The sequence below is a fragment of the Oleiphilus sp. HI0066 genome, assembly GCF_001635725.1.
Genome location: NZ_LWFH01001600.1, coordinates 1 through 17,872, shown reverse-complemented (window position 1 = coordinate 17,872; position 17,872 = coordinate 1). Strand labels below are relative to the sequence as shown.

The window sequence follows — 17,872 nt, the reverse complement described above, 5'->3', positions numbered from 1 at the left end:
AGTAAGTTGTTAATTTGTTGAATTTTATAATAAAAACTATTAACAGGCTGTGTATAGCTTTGTTTTTTGCTATAGATATAAAGCTAAACAATAGGTAAACTTACTCTCGTTCGTAGCGCTGCAAAGTACATTCATGTCATTTCAGCCAGTCTAGTGTCTGTGTTATTCAATACAGAGCTCAGTGTGACAACTTTTATCTTCTGAGATAAATCTTTAATCAATAATTTGTGTGCTTGGGAAATTGATGGCTGAGTCAATTTGGGAAAATTGTCTTGCTCGTTTAGAGGAAGAAGAATCTGCTGATCAATTTGGTATGTGGTTAAAGCCTCTCCAGTTTGATATGCAAGGCGATGTAATTTCATTGTTTGCACCAAACCGATTTGTTTTGGATTTTGTAAAGAATAAATACGTCAAGCGTATTAAGGATCTTATCCAAGAGTTGTCAGGAACGAATTACGATATCAGATTGTCAATTGGGCAAGCCACTAAGAATAAAGGTCCTGCAAAGCCACTTGTTGAAGCAAGCAAAGTTACTGCACCATTTGAAGCTAGAAATTCATCATCGGATGCTGATCGCGAACAAAACAGTGGAGCTAGCGCATCAAGTTCTGCGCCAAAGCAGGAAAGTCTGGCCTTAGCCACTAAGAAGCCTAACGAGTTTAGCGGTGCTGACGATATTTCACATAAGAGTAATCTGAACCCTAAATTTACGTTTGAAACCTTTGTAGAAGGTAAAGCTAACCATATGGCTCGCGCTGCAGCAATGCGAGTAGCTGATGAGCCTGGTTCAGCATATAACCCACTGTTTCTTTATGGTGATGTTGGGTTGGGTAAAACACATCTCATGCACGCCGTCGGAAATGAGATAAAAGCACGCAATCCCAATGCGAAAATTGTATATCTGCATTCTGAGCGTTTTGTTGGTGATATGATCAAAGCACTTCAAGCTAACGATATTGCGAGATTTAAGAAGTACTATCGATCTCTTGATGTATTGTTGATCGATGATATTCAATTCTTTGCAAAAAAAGAGCGTTCACAGGAAGAGTTTTTTCATACGTTTAATGCCTTACTTGATGGGGATAAACAAGTCATATTGACGAGTGATCGTTATCCTAAAGAAATTGAGAATATGGAAGAGCGTCTAACTTCTCGATTTGGTTGGGGTTTGTCGACGAAATTAGAATCTCCTGAATTAGAAACGCGAGTAGCGATATTAATGCGTAAGGCAGAACAAGAACGTGTTGTGTTACGTGAAGATGCTGCTTTCTTTATTGCTCGACGTGTTCGATCGAATGTAAGAGAGTTAGAGGGCGCTCTTAGATTGGTAGCGGCGAACGCAAGTTTTACACGTCAAGACATCACGCCGACTTTCGCACAGGAATGTTTGAAAGACCTATTATCTGTTCATGATCGGCAGGTAAGTATCGATAATATCCAAAGAACGGTTGCTGAGTACTACAAAATAAAAGTAGCCGATCTTCTTTCTCCCAGAAGAACAAGGTCTATTGCGCGGCCGAGACAAGTCGCTATGGCCTTAGCTAAGGAGTTAACGGAACATAGTTTACCCGAAATAGGGGATGCCTTTGGTGGGCGTGACCATACAACAGTCTTACATGCTTGCAGAAAAATAACTGAACTCAACAAGACAGATGCAAGTATTAGAGAAGATTATTCAAACTTCATGAAAAAATTAACGATGTAAGCAAGGCCAGAAAGAATGAAATTTTCGATTAGCAGAGATGACATATTAAGCCCGCTTCAAATTATTTCAGGCGTGGTTGAGCGAAAGCAAACAATGCCAGTGCTTTCAAATATTCTTGTTGTTGCAGAGCAAGGTCAGGTTTCTTTGACAGGCACAAATATGGAAGTCGAGCTTGTTTGTCAGCTACAAGGCGCCGAAATTTCCGCTGAAGGACGTACTACTATACCTGCACGTAAGTTAGCTGATATTTGTCGCTCTTTACCTTCAGAAGCAACGGTTGAGTTGAGTTTAGAAGCGGATAAAGCTCACCTAAGAGCAGGTAAAAGTCATTTTAAATTAGCGACATTACCAGCGGATCAATTCCCTAATACGGAAGATAATCCTCAGGATATTGAAGTTCGATTTAGTGAAGGTGATTTCAAAGCCATGCTCGATGCCACTTCATTTGCGATGGCGCAGCAAGACGTTCGATATTATCTAAATGGAATGTTGCTCGAAATTGGAAATCAGTATGTTAAAACGGTTTCGACAGATGGGCATCGTCTAGCCTTGGCCAGCGTTGATACTGTTCAAGTATTACAAGATAAGTTACAGGTTATCGTTCCAAGAAAAGGTGTTCAGGAATTTAGTCGTCTACTTTCTGACTCTGATAATGAGGTTGCTGTCTTTATCGGTGACAATCATATTCAATCTCAAATCGGGAACTATAAATTTACGTCGAAATTGATAGACGGTAAGTTTCCTGAATACGATCGAGTGATACCGCAGGGCGGCGACAAAATTATGATCGCCGATCGTGAATCATTGAAGGCAATGTTTACGCGCGCAAGTATTCTCTCACATGAGAACATTAGAGGTATTCAGCTGCATCTAACTCCCGGTCAAGTTCAAGTGTATGCAAATAACCCTGAGCACGAGCAGGCAGAGGATTCGATTGATGTCATGTATGATGGACCTGAATTGCAAATAGCGTTCAATGTTGGCTATTTGATTGATGTTCTTAATACAATAAAGTCAGACAGCGTAAAAATGACTCTCTCTAATGCTAGTTCGTCCGCGTTACTTGAGTCTGGCGACGAGGATGGTTGCCTTTATGTTGTTATGCCTATGCGACTTTAAATAACGAGGGATAGGGATGAAAGGGTTGTTGGTAGATTCTGTAAAGGGTGCATTTCGACTTACACAGACAGCAAAAGTGCTTGGATTAACGGGGTCCAAATGGGTTCTTGGTAAGCGTCCGCCTAACCCTGTTTTGTTGAGACAGGTTTTTGAGCAGTTGGGCTCAACCTATATCAAGTTAGGGCAGTTTATTGCTAGCTCCCCCACATTTTTTCCAAAAGAGTATGTGGATGAATTTCAATATTGTTTAGATCAAACCCCACCATTTGAATTTTCGGTTGTTAGAAAAATCATTACTCAAGAACTTGGGTGTAGCCCAGAAAAAGTTTATAGCTATATCGAAGAGAAACCATTAGCTTCGGCATCAATCGCGCAAGTACATGCGGCAAAGCTTGTTACTGGTGAAGATGTGGTTATTAAGGTGCAAAAACCAGGTGTTGAAAACGTCCTGTTGACGGACCTTAATTTTCTTTACGTCTGTGCTCGGTTATTAGAAAAAGTCGCACCGAAGTTGTCATGGACATCTATCTCTGGTGTTGTTGAAGAGATTCAAAAGACCATGATGGAAGAATGTGATTTCATTAAAGAAGCGAAAAATCTAGATACTTTTCGTGCATTTTTATTAGAAAGCGATAATCACGATGTAGTTGTGCCTAAAGTTTATAAACAGGCATGTTCAAGACGTATTCTAACAATGGAAAGATTTTACGGCTCCTCTTTAACGGATTTAGAGAGTATTCGTAAATATTGTGATGACCCTGAAAAAACGCTAATTACAGCTATGAATACTTGGTTTGCTAGTTTGACTCAGTGTGAATTTTTCCACGCTGATGTACATGCCGGTAACTTGATGGTGTTAGACGACGGTCGCATTGGATTTATTGATTTCGGGATCGTTGGTCGGATAAATCCTGGCACGTGGGAAGCTGTCTCGGATTTTATTTCATCTATTATGATCGGGAATTTTGAAGGTATGGCTGATGCGATGATCCGTATCGGTATTACTGACACAGATGTTCAGTCACAGGATTTAGCCGCAGATCTTCGTGGTTTATTCAATAAGATGGATGTAATGGTTCCAGATTATGCGTTGCTCGGGGATTCATCTGGTAGTGATGACGACGATATTAATAACATTTTGATGGAAATGGTTAGGGTAGGGGAAGAGCATGGATTACATTTTCCTAGAGAGTTTGCCCTGCTGCTAAAACAGTTCCTTTATTTTGATCGTTATGTTCATATTTTAGCTCCTGAATTAGATATGTTTGTCGATGCTCGGCTAAGCATGCTGCATTAGAATCTTTTGTAGTACTCTTCAATACACCAGTTATTTGATTTTGTTAGAACATGATTAATAGATTTCAGGTAGCTGGTTTTCGAAATTTAAAAGATCAAACACTCCAGTTTTCGTCTCCATTCACGATTGTTTTTGGAAATAACGGCTCGGGTAAAACTAGTTTCCTTGAAAGTATCTACACTGCTCTGAACGGTAAGTCTTTTCGCTCTGGTAAGACAAAAAACATAATCTCTAATAACAGTAATAAGGACAGCTTCATTGTCCGTGCTGAACTTGAGTTTTCTAATAGATCTCATCAAGTAGCTTTAAGGAAATCTTTAAACGATAAGTATGTTGCCAAAGTCGATGGTGATTTTGTTCAGTCAATCTCCGAGCTTGCATCCATTTACCCTACCCAGATTGTTGAACCGCGTAGCTTTAATGTGTTCGATGGTGGAGCTTCTTCTAGAAGACGTTTATACGATTGGATGATGTTCCACGTGGAACATTCATTCAATGACCTTTTAAAAGTCTACCAAAGTTGTTTGAAGCAACGTAACGCTCTTTTACGAAAAGGTGTTATGAATCCTTCGCAGTTAGCACCGTGGGACCGACAACTCTCATACTACGGTTCACAAATTAATAACTTAAGGTTTGAAATTTTTAAGGGTTATCAAAACTATTTTGAATCAGCAATCGGTGAGTTACTAAGTCCTGAAATTGTTGAACACATAACTATAACGCTTAAATCTGGTTGGGACTCAAATCAGGATTTATCAAATGTTTTGGCCGAAAGCATAGAGTCTGATATTAAGAAAAGAGCAACTCAATTTGGGCCGCATCGTGCTGATCTAAAAATAACTTATTCAGGCTTGCCAATTCAGGAGGGTTTGTCGCGTGGACAGCAAAAGCTCGTTGTCTTAGCAATTCACTTGGCGAACTTACGAATTGTTCGAGAACAAAATAATAGTACCAGTCTTCTTTTGCTGGATGATCTTGCTGCTGAGTTAGATGAACCCAATTTAGAGCGATTATTATGTCTGCTCTATGAAAGCGGAACGTCTGTCATAGCAACAACGCTCGATACAATGCTTTATAGCAGAGTGTTAGAACGCTGTAATTTACTGGATAAAACACGAATGTTTCACGTGGAACATGGTAAGATAAGTGATTATAAATAAACTAATCTGACGTAATTCAGGAAAGCTAATGAGCGATACTCAAAACTCTTATGACTCGTCTAGCATTAAAGTTCTAAAAGGCTTAGATGCGGTAAGAAAACGCCCCGGGATGTATATCGGCGACACCGATGATGGAACCGGTTTGCACCATATGGTTTTTGAGGTTGTTGATAATTCTATCGATGAAGCCTTGGCTGGATATTGTTCAGAAATCAGAGTTACGATTCACGAAGATGAATCTGTATCAGTCTCTGATGATGGTCGAGGAATTCCAACTGATATACATGAAGAAGAGGGTGTATCTGCTGCCGAAGTAATCATGACTGTACTTCACGCAGGTGGTAAGTTTGATGATAACACTTACAAGGTATCTGGTGGTTTACACGGTGTAGGTGTTTCGGTTGTAAATGCTTTATCGAGTAACTTAAAACTTACGATCCGTCGTAATGGTGAAGTGCATGAGCAGGTTTATCACGATGGTGTCCCTCAAGAACGTTTGGCTGTAATTGGAAAAACTGAAACGACTGGTACAGAAATTCATTTCAAGCCATCTCCTGAGACTTTTTCAAACATCAAGTTTCATTATGATTTATTGGCAAAACGTATTCGTGAACTTGCCTTTTTGAACTCTGGTGTTCGAATTGTCCTACGAGATAATCGTACAGACAAAGAAGAAGTATTTGAGTATGAAGGTGGTTTAAAAGCTTTTGTTGAGTATTTGAATACAAACAAAACTACCATCAATAAAGTATTTTACTTTACTACTCAGCGTGAGGACGGCGTTGGCGTTGAAGTCGCCTTACAATGGAATGATGGCTTCCAAGAGAATATATACTGCTTTACCAATAACATTCCTCAACGAGATGGCGGAACGCATTTAGCAGGTTTTAGAGCCTCTCTAACACGCTCTCTCAATCAATACATTGATCGGGAAGGGTTGGGTAAGAACGCTAAAGTAGCAACGTCTGGAGATGATGCTAGAGAAGGGCTAACAGCGGTAATCTCTGTCAAAGTTCCAGATCCTAAGTTCTCTTCTCAGACTAAAGATAAATTGGTCTCGTCAGAAGTTAAATCAGCAGTTGAACAAGAGATGAATGCTTCATTTGGTGAATATCTAATGGAAGCTCCACAAGAAGCTAAAGCTGTTGTTGGCAAAATGATTGAAGCGGCAAGAGCACGAGAAGCAGCCCGAAAAGCACGAGAAATGACAAGACGTAAAGGTGCTTTAGATATCGCTGGCTTACCAGGTAAGTTGGCAGATTGCCAAGAGAAAGATCCGGCTTTATCTGAACTATACATCGTGGAGGGTGACTCAGCAGGTGGCTCAGCTAAGCAAGGGCGTGATAGAAAAACCCAAGCGATCTTGCCGCTGAAAGGTAAGATTTTAAATGTCGAAAAAGCGCGTTTCGATAAAATGTTGTCTTCTGCTGAAGTTGGCACATTAATTACTGCGCTGGGGTGTGGTATCGGTCGTGAAGAATACGATATTGAAAAACTTCGTTACCATAGCATCATTATTATGACCGATGCTGACGTTGACGGCTCACACATCCGTACTTTATTGCTTACCTTCTTCTTCAGGCAGATGCGTGAAATCATTGAGCGAGGCCATGTCTTTATCGCCATGCCACCTCTTTATAAAGTGAAGAAAGGCAAGCAAGAACAGTATTTAAAAGATGAGAAATCTTTAGAAGCTTATCTGACGCAAACAGCGCTAGATGGTGCACAGTTATTCGTAAATGAAGATGCTCCTGCTTTAACTGGCGAGGCATTAGAAGCCTTAGTAAATGATTATCGTATTGCCTCAGATGCGATTTCAAGATTGTCTCGTACGTACCCTGAGAAAGTCCTTCAAGCATTATTGAAAGTCAAAGGCCTTACTTCTGAAAACTTAAAAGATGAGAATGAAGTAAAAACTTGGACTGATGCATTGGCTGAGAATTTGGGTCTAGACACATCTACCGGTACAAACTACGTGACATCAGTTTTTGCTGATCAAGAAACAGGATTGTTCTTACCTAAGATCGAAGCTTATGTTCATGGAATTTCGACACCATATATATTCAAATCAGACTTCTTTGAATCAGGTTCTTACTTAGCTATTGTGAAAACTGCTGAAGCCTTACTTGGTTTATTAGAAGACAATGCATTTGTGGTGAAGGGTGAAAAGAATATTCCGGTGAAAGACTTCGGTTCTCTCATTGATTTACTTATGAAAGATGCACAGAGAGGATTATCGATCCAACGCTATAAAGGTTTGGGTGAAATGAACCCAGATCAATTATGGGAAACTACAATGGATCCAGACACTCGCAGAATGATGAAGGTAAATATCGAAGACGCCGTTGCAGCTGATATGATATTCACAACGCTAATGGGTGATGAAGTGGAACCTCGTCGTGACTTCATTCAATCTAATGCTCTAGAAGTCACCAACCTAGATGTATAGCTAGAAGATTATCGAATGTTCTGTTAAAGCCGTACTTTGAATAAAAGTACGGCTTTTTGTTATCTGATCTTTGTTACTCAGCGTTAGTAGATATTTACTTATAGTTAAAATTCAGACTGATAGCAGACTAACGACAAATAATACGTGGATGAAATATGCTATTGAACGCGCGTGTTCTTGAAGGACCAGAAGAAGTTAACAAACATGTCGTCATCCTTCATGGGTTATTTGCTGCTTCTGATAATTTATTGAGACTAGGAAAACACTTAGCGGAAGGGTACACCGTCCATTTATTGGATTTGAGAAATCATGGCAATTCATTTCATGTCACTGATATGAATTATTTATTGATGGCAAATGATGTTGATGAGTACCTAACACATCAAAATATCAACAGCGTCGCTCTTATTGGCCATTCAATGGGAGGGAAAACAGCAATGCAATATGCTTTATCTTACCCAGATACAGTTGAAGCTTTAATCGTTGCTGATATTGCGCCGGTAGAATATAAGCCCGGTCATGTTCAAATCTTGAAGGGTTTAGAGTATTTAGCTAACTATCCTCCAGCAAATAGACGAGAGGCAGATACAGCACTTAATAAGTTTGTGGAAGATGTTGGAGTCAGACAGTTTCTTATTAAGAATTTAAAGGCTGTAGGGGAAGAATCAAAAAAGCTTGGTTGGCGTTTCAACTTAAACGCAATTCAAAGCAATTATTATAATGTTCTTGCTGCGCCGGTTGGCGAAGAATTTAACGGTCCAACATTGTTCATAGCCGGTGCATTGTCAGATTATATTGCGCCAGAATATCGCGATATTACAACGAAATTATTTCCTCATGCCCAATTAAAGGTCATTCCTGATACATCTCATTGGTTACACGCCGAGAAACCCCAAGTCTTTAATGCACTATGTGAGCGTTTCTTACACAAGCATTTCATTTCACAATAGTTATCAACGGAAAGAATACAATATTTCATTATGAGCTAGACTTAATAAATGCGGTGTTTTTAAGCATTTAAGCCTGTTGTAAATCTATTTGAAATAGATGACACTGATTGCGTCGCTAATGATGACGCTGAAATGTCCGAACTTTCGGGCGAACAATAATAATGCGAATCGTGGTGGCATCAATTTTGTATATAGAGCTCACATCAGTGCATGTGTCAGCTTTCTGTTGTTGCTTAGGTGCGCTGCGAAATCCTTTTTGGAAGAAAACAAAACTTAGGAGAACACGAATGTTGAAATTCTCTTCATTGGTCGCTGCAGGTCTTGCAGTAGGCTTATCTTTTGGTGCAAATGCAGGAACGCTTGAAGACGTTAAAAAACGCGGAATGCTTTCTTGTGGTGTGAGTACTGGTCTTGCTGGATTTTCTCAGAAAGACGAAAAGGGTGAATGGAGTGGTCTAGATGTCGACGTCTGTAAAGCTGTTGCAGCAGCTGTTTTAGGCGATGCATCTAAGGTTCAATACAAGCCTTTAACTGCTAAAGAGCGTTTTACAGCGCTTCAGTCTGGTGAGATTGATATCTTATCTCGTAACACTACATGGACACACACTCGTGACACCTCTCTGGGATTAAACTTTGCAGGCGTTAACTACTACGACGGTCAAGGTTTCATGGTGTCGAAAAAGCTTGGTGTTAAAAGTGCTCTTGAGTTAGATGGTGCTGCGGCTTGTATTCAAGCTGGTACAACAACTGAGTTGAACTTAGCAGATTATTTCCGTGCAAACGGTATGAAATATACTGCTGTAACATTTGATACTTCAGATCAAACACGTGCTGGTTTTGAAAGTGGTCGTTGTGATGTTCTTACTTCTGACCAATCGCAGTTATACGCAATTCGTATTGGTTTGAAGGATCCAGATTCAGCAATGGTTCTTCCAGAAGTTATCTCTAAGGAACCTCTAGGTCCAGTTGTTCGTCAGGGTGATGACGAGTGGTTCAACATCGCTAAGTGGTCTTTGGTAGCAATGATCGAAGCTGAGTTCTTGGGTGTCGATTCTGCGAACGCAGCTGATATGAAAGACAACGGTAAGCCTGCTCAGAAGCGTCTTCTTGGGACTGAAGGTGATGCTGGCGAGAAGCTTGGTTTAAGTGCTGATTGGGCTTACAACATCGTTTCACAAGTAGGTAATTACGGCGAGTCATTCGAGCGTAATGTAGGTATGGGTTCTCCTCTTAAAATTGCACGTGGCATTAACGAGCAATGGAATAAAGGTGGCTTCCTGTACTCACCACCGATTCGTTAATTCGAATAGGTAAATAAAGGGGCTTTATGCCCCTTTTGCCGTTCTAAATTACACCCCAAGACTAGAGGCACTATATGTCCGAAGAAATTCGTGCAAAAGCATCGAGCTCAGGCTCAATGCTCAATAACCCAAGAGTTAGGGCCATCTTATATCAGGCTTTACTATTGTTTGGACTGGGTTATTTTTTCTATTCTATAGTTTCAAATGCGCTGAACAATATGGAGGCGCGAGGCATAAAGAGCGGTTTTGATTTTCTATTTACCGCCTCTGGTTTCGATATACTCATGACCCTGGTGCCGTATTCGGCAACGTCAACATATGGAATGACATTTGTTGTTGGGTTGTTAAATACAATTTTAGTCTCGATCGTTGGGATTTTCTTTGCGACCGTTTTAGGCTTTCTTATAGGTGTTGCATATTTTTCCAACAACTGGCTTATTAAACGCTTATCTGTTGTTTATGTAGAAACCTTCAGAAATATCCCATTATTGTTACAAGTATTCTTCTGGTATTTCGCTGTTTTAGCATCGTTGCCAAGCGCGCGCGAGAGCTTAAGTTTAGGCGAAGTCATCTTCCTCAATGTACGTGGATTATATTTACCTGATTTAGTTGGTGGCGCTGGCTCATCCATTGTTTATGGTTCGATTGTTGTAGCTATCGCAGCAATAGTTTTTCTCAAGAAATGGGCTAAAAAACGTCAAGACGATACAGGAGAGCAGTTCCCCGTTGCGTTAACAAGTCTTGGGATCCTTTTGGGGCTGCCACTTATCACCCTTTTCATAATGGGCGTTCCTTTCACATGGGATTTTCCTGAGCTCAAAGGTTTTAATTTCCGTGGAGGAATTACTGTTATACCTGAGTTAATGGCACTGACTATCGCTCTGTCTGTTTATACGGGAGCTTTTATCGCAGAAGCGGTAAGAGCGGGAGTTCAATCTGTTCCACATGGGCAAACTGAAGCAGCGCGCAGTATTGGTCTGCGTGAAAACAGAATTATGTCATTGATCATTGTTCCTCAAGCGATGCGAGTAATTGTTCCTCTGTTGAATTCTGAATATCAAAGTTTGGTGAAAAACTCTACGTTGGCAACAGCCATTGGTTACCCTGATTTGTTTACAGTCTTCGTAGGCACATCGCTTAATCAGACAGGACAAGCTATAGAGATTGTATTTATGACGATGGCCGTTTATTTCGTTATTAATATGACTATCTCATTCTTAATGAATCGGTTTAACGCTAGCGTTGCGTTAGTCGAACGTAAATAGGAGAGGGTGATATGAGAGTTTTTAAACCGCAAGAAGCTCAGCCAGCTCCAGAGGAGACTATGGGCGTAGCTGCTTGGATTAGAGCTAACTTGTTTTCTAATGTTCCAAATTCCATCGCTACGATCGTTATTCTAGGCTTATTGGCGAGCGTTTTACCTGGCTTAATTGATTGGTTATTCATTCAAGCAAATTGGTCCGGCAACACACAGGCTGATTGTACAAATGATAATGGGGCTTGTTGGGTATTCGTTTCTGCTTGGATGCAGCAATTCTTATATGGAAGTTATCCTATAGAAGAACTGTGGCGAGTAAATACAGGTTTAGTAGCATTGATCTTGGTTATTGCTGCGCCATACGCATTGCCTAAACATCTGCGTAATACTGTGGGTGTACCATTATTTTTGGCTTATCCGTTTATTTGTGCGGCCTTATTAGATGGTCGGCTCTTTGGATTAGAATTTGTAAGCACAGATTATTGGGGTGGTTTTTCTCTTAATATTTTTCTAGCTGCTGCAAGCATCATTATTGCCTTTCCTTTGAGTTTCCTATGGGCTCTAGGACGTCGATCAGACATGCCTTTTATACGAAGTGTGTGTGTTGTATTGATCGAATTTTTCCGTGGTGTTCCGGTTCTCGCATTGTTCTTTATGGGATCAGTAATGCTTCCATTGTTTTTTCCTGAGGGAACGAACGTAGACAAGTTATTGCGTGTGTGGATTGTTCTAATTCTATTTATGTCAGGATATATGGCTGAAGTATTTAGAGGTGGGTTCCAGGCAATTCCACAAGGACAATATGAAGCCGCAGATTCACTAGGTCTAAGTTACTGGCAAAAAACACTGCTGATAATCTTTCCACAAGTAATTAAGGTTTCAATGCCAAACATCTTGGCAACGTTCATCATGCTATTCAAGAATACAACTTTCTTATTGATCATTGGTATTTTTGAATTGTTGAGTACAACACAAACCGCACTTACAAACTCAAATTGGTTAGGAGGGCATGCTCCTGAAGGGTATATATTTGTAGCTGTTGTATTTTGGGTGTGTTGTTTTGGTATGTCGATGATCAGTGCAAATATCGAGAAGAAACTAGATACGAGTCATAGGAATTAGAGGTTATTACACATGAGTGATAATACACAAGAAACAGTTCAGACCGCTTCTTCTGATGAACCGGTAATACAAATTAAAGATTTAAACAAGTGGTACGGAAATTTTCATGTACTGAAAAACATCAATTTAGATGTAAAGAAGGGCGAGAAGATAGTAATTTGTGGTCCTTCTGGTTCCGGTAAATCAACGATGATTCGTTGTATCAATCGCTTAGAAGAATTCCAACGCGGTTCTTTAGTGGTTAATGGAATTGAGATGATTGAAGATGTTAAGAATATCGAAACTATTCGTCGCGAAGTAGGGATGGTATTCCAGCACTTTAACCTGTTTCCGCATTTAACGATTCTAGAAAATCTCACCTTAGGGCCAATTTGGGTTCAGAAAAAGCCGAAAGAAGAAGCAGAAGCAACGGGAATGAAATACCTAGAGCGCGTTAAAATACCGGATCAGGCGAATAAATTCCCTGGACAGTTATCTGGTGGACAACAACAGCGTGTAGCGATTGCTAGGTCTCTATGTATGAACCCACAGATTATGTTGTTTGATGAGCCAACATCTGCGCTTGATCCAGAAATGATTAAAGAGGTTCTCGACGTGATGGTCGAGCTAGCTGATGAAGGGATGACGATGCTTTGTGTTACCCATGAAATGGGCTTCGCCAAAAAGGTTGCTGACCGAGTCATATTTATGGACGCGGGAGAAATCGTTGAACAGAATACGCCCGATGTATTCTTTGATCACCCTGAAACTGATCGCTTGCAGCTGTTCCTCAGTCAAATACTTGATCATTAAACTAAAAAGGCGGGGACTTGATCAGTTACCCGCCTTTTTAATGTTCTATGCTTTAATCGCTGCGTTCGTAGCTGCTGATTCCTCACTTCTTTTTCGTTCAAGAAGTTTCTTAGTTTGATGATCTAGAAACGTGCCTAGCGTATAAGTAATACCAAAAAGAACAGATAATGCAGCTAAAAGAAATGCGACATGTACATCAATAAACATGTTTAAAATATCCCTAATTAAATTTAAACGCCCTTTTAAAACGCTTGTTTGAATTTCGAAAAAGATAGTATACAAATTAACCATAAAGATCAACATTTAACCATTTGGTTAGTTTATACTTGAGATAATCTACCTTTCTAAAAGGGCTAGGTCCTCGAGAGAGTTTGCATTGTCAAAACAAGCAGAAGGGCCGGTTGCCCAAATAACCCCTTCATCTTCAAGCCACTTAATTAACTTAAAGTGCCGTGAACTAATCGCACGCATTACCGAACCAAGAGAGCGATTAGGTAGACAGCAATGTAATGGGTGCTTTTGATTGTTCTGTATTAAAGCGACGGGTTTTAAATCAGTCCCTGATTCAAGCTGCGTGATAATGTGGTTAGCAATAACGGTAAAGCATTCAGATGTAACAAGAGGCGTGTCGCAAGGTGAGATAAATAACACATCTGAACTTGAGTTAGATAGAAGCGCTTCAATACCTGCGAGGGGACCAAAGAATTCAGAATATCGATCACGACAGATTCTTTGAGAAATCTGTTTATATTGATCAAAATTACGATTACAGCTAATGATCGTCTGATGATCTTGAGCTAAAGGAGAGAGAAGTCTACTTGGGTAGCTTGCTAGAGGTTTACCAAGAAAATTCACTAGGCCTTTGTCTTCACTACCCATACGGAGTGATTGACCGCCTGACAGTACACCTGCATCACAGGATGTCCCTAAAGACGCAAGCTTTTGACGAATATCTTGGAGGTTAGGCATAATTTAAGAAAAAAAAAGCAGCTCATTGAGCTGCTTTATATTCAATAATTTACTACAGATTGCTATCAACAAAAGCTGTTAGTTGTGACTTAGAAAGTGCACCAACTTTAGTTGCATCAACGTTGCCATTCTTAAATAGCATAAGTGTTGGAATACCACGGATATTATACTTCGGTGGTGTTTGGTCGTTTTCGTCGATATTCAACTTACAGATTTTAACTTTACCTGCGTAGTCTTCAGCAATCTCTTCAAGAACCGGAGCGATCATTTTACAAGGACCACACCATTCGGCCCAGTAATCAACTAATACAGGAACATCAGAGTTTAATACTTCTTGCTCAAAAGAAGCATCTGTAACATTTAAAATACTATTGCTCATTATTAAACCTTAAAACGTAAATGACTGTGGGCTGCACTATTCTAATAGTCAGCCTTCACCTAAAATGCGTGAAGATAGTTCCAATATATAGCTTTAATTTTGGATTTCAAGGATGCCTACGGCTTTGGTAATACAACAATGACAATTGACAATAGAGAGATCGCAGCGATTGATCTTGGATCAAACAGTTTTCATATGGCTGTTGCTAGCGTAAAGCAAGGGGAAGTCCGCTTTACCGACCGTTTGGGTGAGAAAGTTCAATTAGCTGCTGGTATTAATAGCCAAGGTGCATTTGAGGCGGACACCATTGAACGCGCTCTTGCATGCATCGACCGTTTTTCTCAACGATTACACAATATCGACAAAAGTATGATTCAAGTCGTTGGAACTGATGCATTGAGAGTCGCAAAAAATGGTGGGAACTTTATAGCTAAAGCGGAACAAAAATTAGGTGCGCGCATAGAAATTATTTCGGGTTTAGAAGAAGCGCGTTTAATTTATTTAGGTGTCTCACATACATTGGCTGATGACGATGGCCGTAGATTAGTGATCGATATAGGTGGTGGATCGACGGAGTTCATAATTGGTGAACGATTTGAACCACTTGAACGCGCAAGTTTGCACATGGGTTGTGTCTCGTTTAGGGAGCGTTTTTTTAAAGACGGAAAAATAACAAAGATCGGTTTCCATAAAGCTGTTGTTCAAGCAGAGCGCGAAATCATGCCGATTAAGAAAATATATAAGAAGAAGGGTTGGGAGCAATGTGTTGGGGCTTCAGGCTCCATCAAAGCAATTTTTCAAGCGTTAGAAGCAGAAGATGGCATTCAGATAGAGCGACTATCCTATAAGCGATTGAAGACTTTACGAGATCAAATCATTGAACTTGGCCATATTGATAACCTTAACGAGCTAAATATAAAGAAAGAACGCTTAAGCATATTTCCAGCTGGTTTAGCGATCTTAATGGGAGCGTTCAAAGCACTCAAAATAAAAAAAATGGAGTATACACAAGGAGCTCTGCGCGAAGGTTTACTCTATGACATGCTTGGTAGACTTGATCATGAAGATGTTCGAGATAGAAGCATTAGCGCTTTACAACAACGCTATGGAGCAGACATCGCCCATGGTGACTATGTCGCAGACATTACTAAGGCGTTTTTTAGAAAAGCGAAGACAGATTGGCAGATAGATCACCCTCGATATGAGGGTTTACTAACTTGGGCATCAAAGTTATTCGAAATTGGTCTGGCTATCGCTCACAGCCAATATCATCGTCACGGCGCGTATTTAGTGGCGAACTCTGATCTGGCTGGTTTTTCGAAACGAAGCCAAGAAGAGTTAGCCTTACTTGTTAGAGCGCATAGAAGAAAAATTCCCTTAGAAGATTTTGAGCGTGTCGATGAGGCAATACTTAAATTGACGCTTTTATTTCGGATTGCTGTTTTATTCGCATCGGATCGAAAAGTAAGGTCTATCCCTTTTCATTTAGAAGTTAGCTCAAAATCTGTCCACTTAGCATTTAAAAAGGGCTGGCTAGAAAAGCATCCCCTTACCGTTGAAAACTTAGAAATTGAACGAAATTATTTAAGAAAAATCGGATTTGAACTAAGTTTTTGATAACCTTACGAGTTTTTATGATTGATACACAATAATGTTAGTTCTTGGCCTTGAAACCTCATGCGATGAAACCGGAATCGCTCTTTTTGACACGGACAAAGGTTTGCTTGCTGACGCTTTGTTTTCCCAAATTGATCTTCATGTTGATTACGGCGGTGTAGTCCCTGAATTAGCGTCTAGAGACCATATACGTAAAACACTTCCTCTGGTTGAGCAAGTGTTAAACGATGCGGGTAAAACCAAGAGCGATATTGATGCAATTGCCTATACCGCGGGCCCTGGTTTGATTGGTGCATTGTTAGTTGGATCAACGATAGCTGAAGCATTAGCTTTTGCACTCGATATTCCCAGCATCGGCGTGCACCATATGGAAGGCCACCTTCTAGCACCGATGCTTGAGGATACGCCTCCTGAATTTCCATTCGTTGGTTTACTTGTATCGGGTGGACATTCACAGTTAGTTGCAGTGAAGGGTATTGGCGAATACGAAATTTTAGGTGAATCGCTTGATGATGCAGCTGGTGAGGCATTTGATAAAGCTGCAAAAATGCTTGGCCTCGATTACCCTGGCGGTCCTCAAATCGCGAAGTTAGCATCTTTCGCTCGAGAAGAGCTCGGCGGAACGCCGTATCGTTTTCCTAGGCCAATGACAGATCGTCCAGGCTTAGAGTTCAGTTTTAGTGGTCTGAAAACGTTTACCCTCAATACAGTTAACAAGGCGAAACAAGCAGACTCTTTTGACGACAAAGAAAAAGCTAAGATTGCGTTAGCTTTTGAAGATGCTGTCGTGGATACCTTAATGATTAAATGTCGAAGAGCACTAGAGCAAACAGGCTTCAAACGTCTTGTGATTGCAGGGGGAGTTAGTGCCAATATTAATTTGAGAGAGACGATTAAAAAAATGGAAGTAACAATCGGCGCTTCCGTTTATTATGCTCGGCAAAAATACTGCACAGATAATGGTGCAATGATCGCTTATGCGGGTGCACAGCGATTGTTAGCGGGTCAGAAAAGTGACGGAACCGCTGTTGTTAAACCTCGTTGGCCTATGGATCAATTAGAGCCAGTTAATTAGTAAAAACTATGCAAGATAAAATTTTTATAGAGGGTTTAATGCTTGATGCTTCAGTTGGTATTTTCAACTGGGAAAAGCAGAAAAAGCAGCCTTTGGTAATAGATTGCGTACTCGATGTTGATTTACGACGAGCAGCGCTGAGCAATGATATTGTCGATACAGTCAGTTATGCCGAGGTTGCTCAACGAATAGAGGCCCTTGTAACAGAGCAGCACCATGACCTTGTCGAGTATTTAGCGGAGCGCATTATTAGCGATATATTCGAAGCTTTTGAGGTCTCTAAGATTAAACTAAAATTGGCGAAACCCGAAGCTGTAGCAAGTGCTCATCGCGTTGGTATTATTCTAGAGCGAACACGACCATAATGTCGCAGGTTTATCTGAGTTTAGGAAGCAACATTGAACGGGAAAAGAATATCCGTTCTTGCTTGAGATGTCTTGAGAGAAAATTTGGAGAGCTTACCGTATCTCCTGTTTATGAAAGTGAGCCGGTTGGATTTAAGGGGTCTAATTTTTTTAACTTGGTCGTTGGTATTACAACGACTCTGACTATCTCTGAATTAAATGATGTTCTTAAAGAAATAGAAGACCAGCATGGCAGATCTCGAGCAGGACCTAAATTTTCGTCTAGAACCTTAGACATTGATATCATCACATATAACGAGTTAGTTGGTATACAT

At 40.3% G+C, this 17,872-nt stretch carries 17 protein-coding genes; 14 read left to right on the top strand and 3 right to left on the bottom strand.

The genetic code is table 11. The features are described from left to right. Positions 1 to 244 precede the first annotated feature (244 nt). The 10 genes from dnaA to A3738_RS25100 all read left to right on the top strand — a co-directional run bounded on the left by dnaA (position 245) and on the right by A3738_RS25100 (position 13,153). Positions 245 to 1,705 carry a chromosomal replication initiator protein DnaA gene (gene dnaA, locus A3738_RS25145; protein ID WP_068477561.1) on the top strand — a complete coding sequence of 487 codons (1,461 nt, stop codon included), beginning with the start codon at positions 245 to 247 and terminating at the stop codon, positions 1,703 to 1,705. Positions 1,706 to 1,720: 15 nt separating this feature from the next. Continuing rightward, positions 1,721 to 2,824, top strand: a complete 1,104-nt coding sequence (gene dnaN / locus A3738_RS25140) for a DNA polymerase III subunit beta (protein ID WP_068477560.1) — start codon at positions 1,721 to 1,723, stop codon at positions 2,822 to 2,824. Positions 2,825 to 2,840: 16 nt separating this feature from the next. After that, on the top strand, positions 2,841 to 4,121 hold the full coding sequence (locus A3738_RS25135; protein WP_068477558.1) for an AarF/ABC1/UbiB kinase family protein: 1,281 nt from the start codon (positions 2,841 to 2,843) through the stop codon (positions 4,119 to 4,121). A gap of 50 nt (positions 4,122 to 4,171) precedes the next feature. Beyond that, positions 4,172 to 5,281 carry a DNA replication/repair protein RecF gene (locus A3738_RS25130; RefSeq protein WP_068477556.1) on the top strand — a complete coding sequence of 370 codons (1,110 nt, stop codon included), beginning with the start codon at positions 4,172 to 4,174 and terminating at the stop codon, positions 5,279 to 5,281. Between the two features lie 28 nt (positions 5,282 to 5,309). Then, a complete protein-coding gene (gene gyrB / locus A3738_RS25125) occupies positions 5,310 to 7,730 on the top strand; it encodes a DNA topoisomerase (ATP-hydrolyzing) subunit B (RefSeq protein WP_068477554.1) in 2,421 nt (806 codons plus the stop codon). A gap of 155 nt (positions 7,731 to 7,885) precedes the next feature. After that, positions 7,886 to 8,680 carry an alpha/beta fold hydrolase gene (locus A3738_RS25120; protein ID WP_068474928.1) on the top strand — a complete coding sequence of 265 codons (795 nt, stop codon included), beginning with the start codon at positions 7,886 to 7,888 and terminating at the stop codon, positions 8,678 to 8,680. Between the two features lie 287 nt (positions 8,681 to 8,967). Then, the gene (locus tag A3738_RS25115) at positions 8,968 to 9,981 is read left to right on the top strand and encodes an amino acid ABC transporter substrate-binding protein (protein WP_068474931.1); all 1,014 of its coding nucleotides are present in this window, start codon (positions 8,968 to 8,970) and stop codon (positions 9,979 to 9,981) included. Between the two features lie 74 nt (positions 9,982 to 10,055). Beyond that, the gene (locus tag A3738_RS25110) at positions 10,056 to 11,246 is read left to right on the top strand and encodes an amino acid ABC transporter permease (protein WP_068474934.1); all 1,191 of its coding nucleotides are present in this window, start codon (positions 10,056 to 10,058) and stop codon (positions 11,244 to 11,246) included. An 11-nt stretch (positions 11,247 to 11,257) separates the two neighbouring features. Then, complete coding sequence (locus A3738_RS25105) at positions 11,258 to 12,361, top strand: amino acid ABC transporter permease (RefSeq protein WP_068474938.1); 1,104 nt, start codon at positions 11,258 to 11,260, stop codon at positions 12,359 to 12,361. A gap of 12 nt (positions 12,362 to 12,373) precedes the next feature. Beyond that, on the top strand, positions 12,374 to 13,153 hold the full coding sequence (locus A3738_RS25100) for an amino acid ABC transporter ATP-binding protein (RefSeq protein WP_068474940.1): 780 nt from the start codon (positions 12,374 to 12,376) through the stop codon (positions 13,151 to 13,153). 45 nt (positions 13,154 to 13,198) lie between these two features. Here A3738_RS25100 and A3738_RS30170 read toward each other — a convergent pair whose 3' ends face one another. The 3 genes from A3738_RS30170 to trxA form a co-directional block, all read right to left on the bottom strand. After that, the gene (locus A3738_RS30170; RefSeq protein WP_156502538.1) at positions 13,199 to 13,360 is read right to left on the bottom strand and encodes a hypothetical protein; all 162 of its coding nucleotides are present in this window, start codon (positions 13,358 to 13,360) and stop codon (positions 13,199 to 13,201) included. Positions 13,361 to 13,489: 129 nt separating this feature from the next. Then, complete coding sequence (locus A3738_RS25090) at positions 13,490 to 14,122, bottom strand: molybdenum cofactor guanylyltransferase (protein WP_068474948.1); 633 nt, start codon at positions 14,120 to 14,122, stop codon at positions 13,490 to 13,492. Positions 14,123 to 14,174: 52 nt separating this feature from the next. Continuing rightward, complete coding sequence (gene trxA / locus A3738_RS25085) at positions 14,175 to 14,501, bottom strand: thioredoxin TrxA (protein WP_068474951.1); 327 nt, start codon at positions 14,499 to 14,501, stop codon at positions 14,175 to 14,177. A gap of 138 nt (positions 14,502 to 14,639) precedes the next feature. Between trxA and A3738_RS25080 the strand changes: the two genes are divergently transcribed. The 4 genes from A3738_RS25080 to folK form a co-directional block, all read left to right on the top strand. Continuing rightward, positions 14,640 to 16,118, top strand: a complete 1,479-nt coding sequence (locus tag A3738_RS25080; protein WP_068501303.1) for a hypothetical protein — start codon at positions 14,640 to 14,642, stop codon at positions 16,116 to 16,118. A gap of 34 nt (positions 16,119 to 16,152) precedes the next feature. Then, positions 16,153 to 17,193 carry a tRNA (adenosine(37)-N6)-threonylcarbamoyltransferase complex transferase subunit TsaD gene (gene tsaD / locus A3738_RS25075; RefSeq protein WP_068482500.1) on the top strand — a complete coding sequence of 347 codons (1,041 nt, stop codon included), beginning with the start codon at positions 16,153 to 16,155 and terminating at the stop codon, positions 17,191 to 17,193. An 8-nt stretch (positions 17,194 to 17,201) separates the two neighbouring features. Beyond that, positions 17,202 to 17,558 (top strand): dihydroneopterin aldolase, encoded by a 357-nt coding sequence (gene folB, locus A3738_RS25070; RefSeq protein ID WP_068482504.1) that lies wholly within the window; start codon positions 17,202 to 17,204, stop codon positions 17,556 to 17,558. Then, on the top strand, positions 17,558 to 17,872 hold a 315-nt coding region (folK, locus tag A3738_RS25065), incomplete at its 3' end, for a 2-amino-4-hydroxy-6-hydroxymethyldihydropteridine diphosphokinase (protein WP_068763934.1). The genes folB and folK, both read left to right, overlap by 1 nt.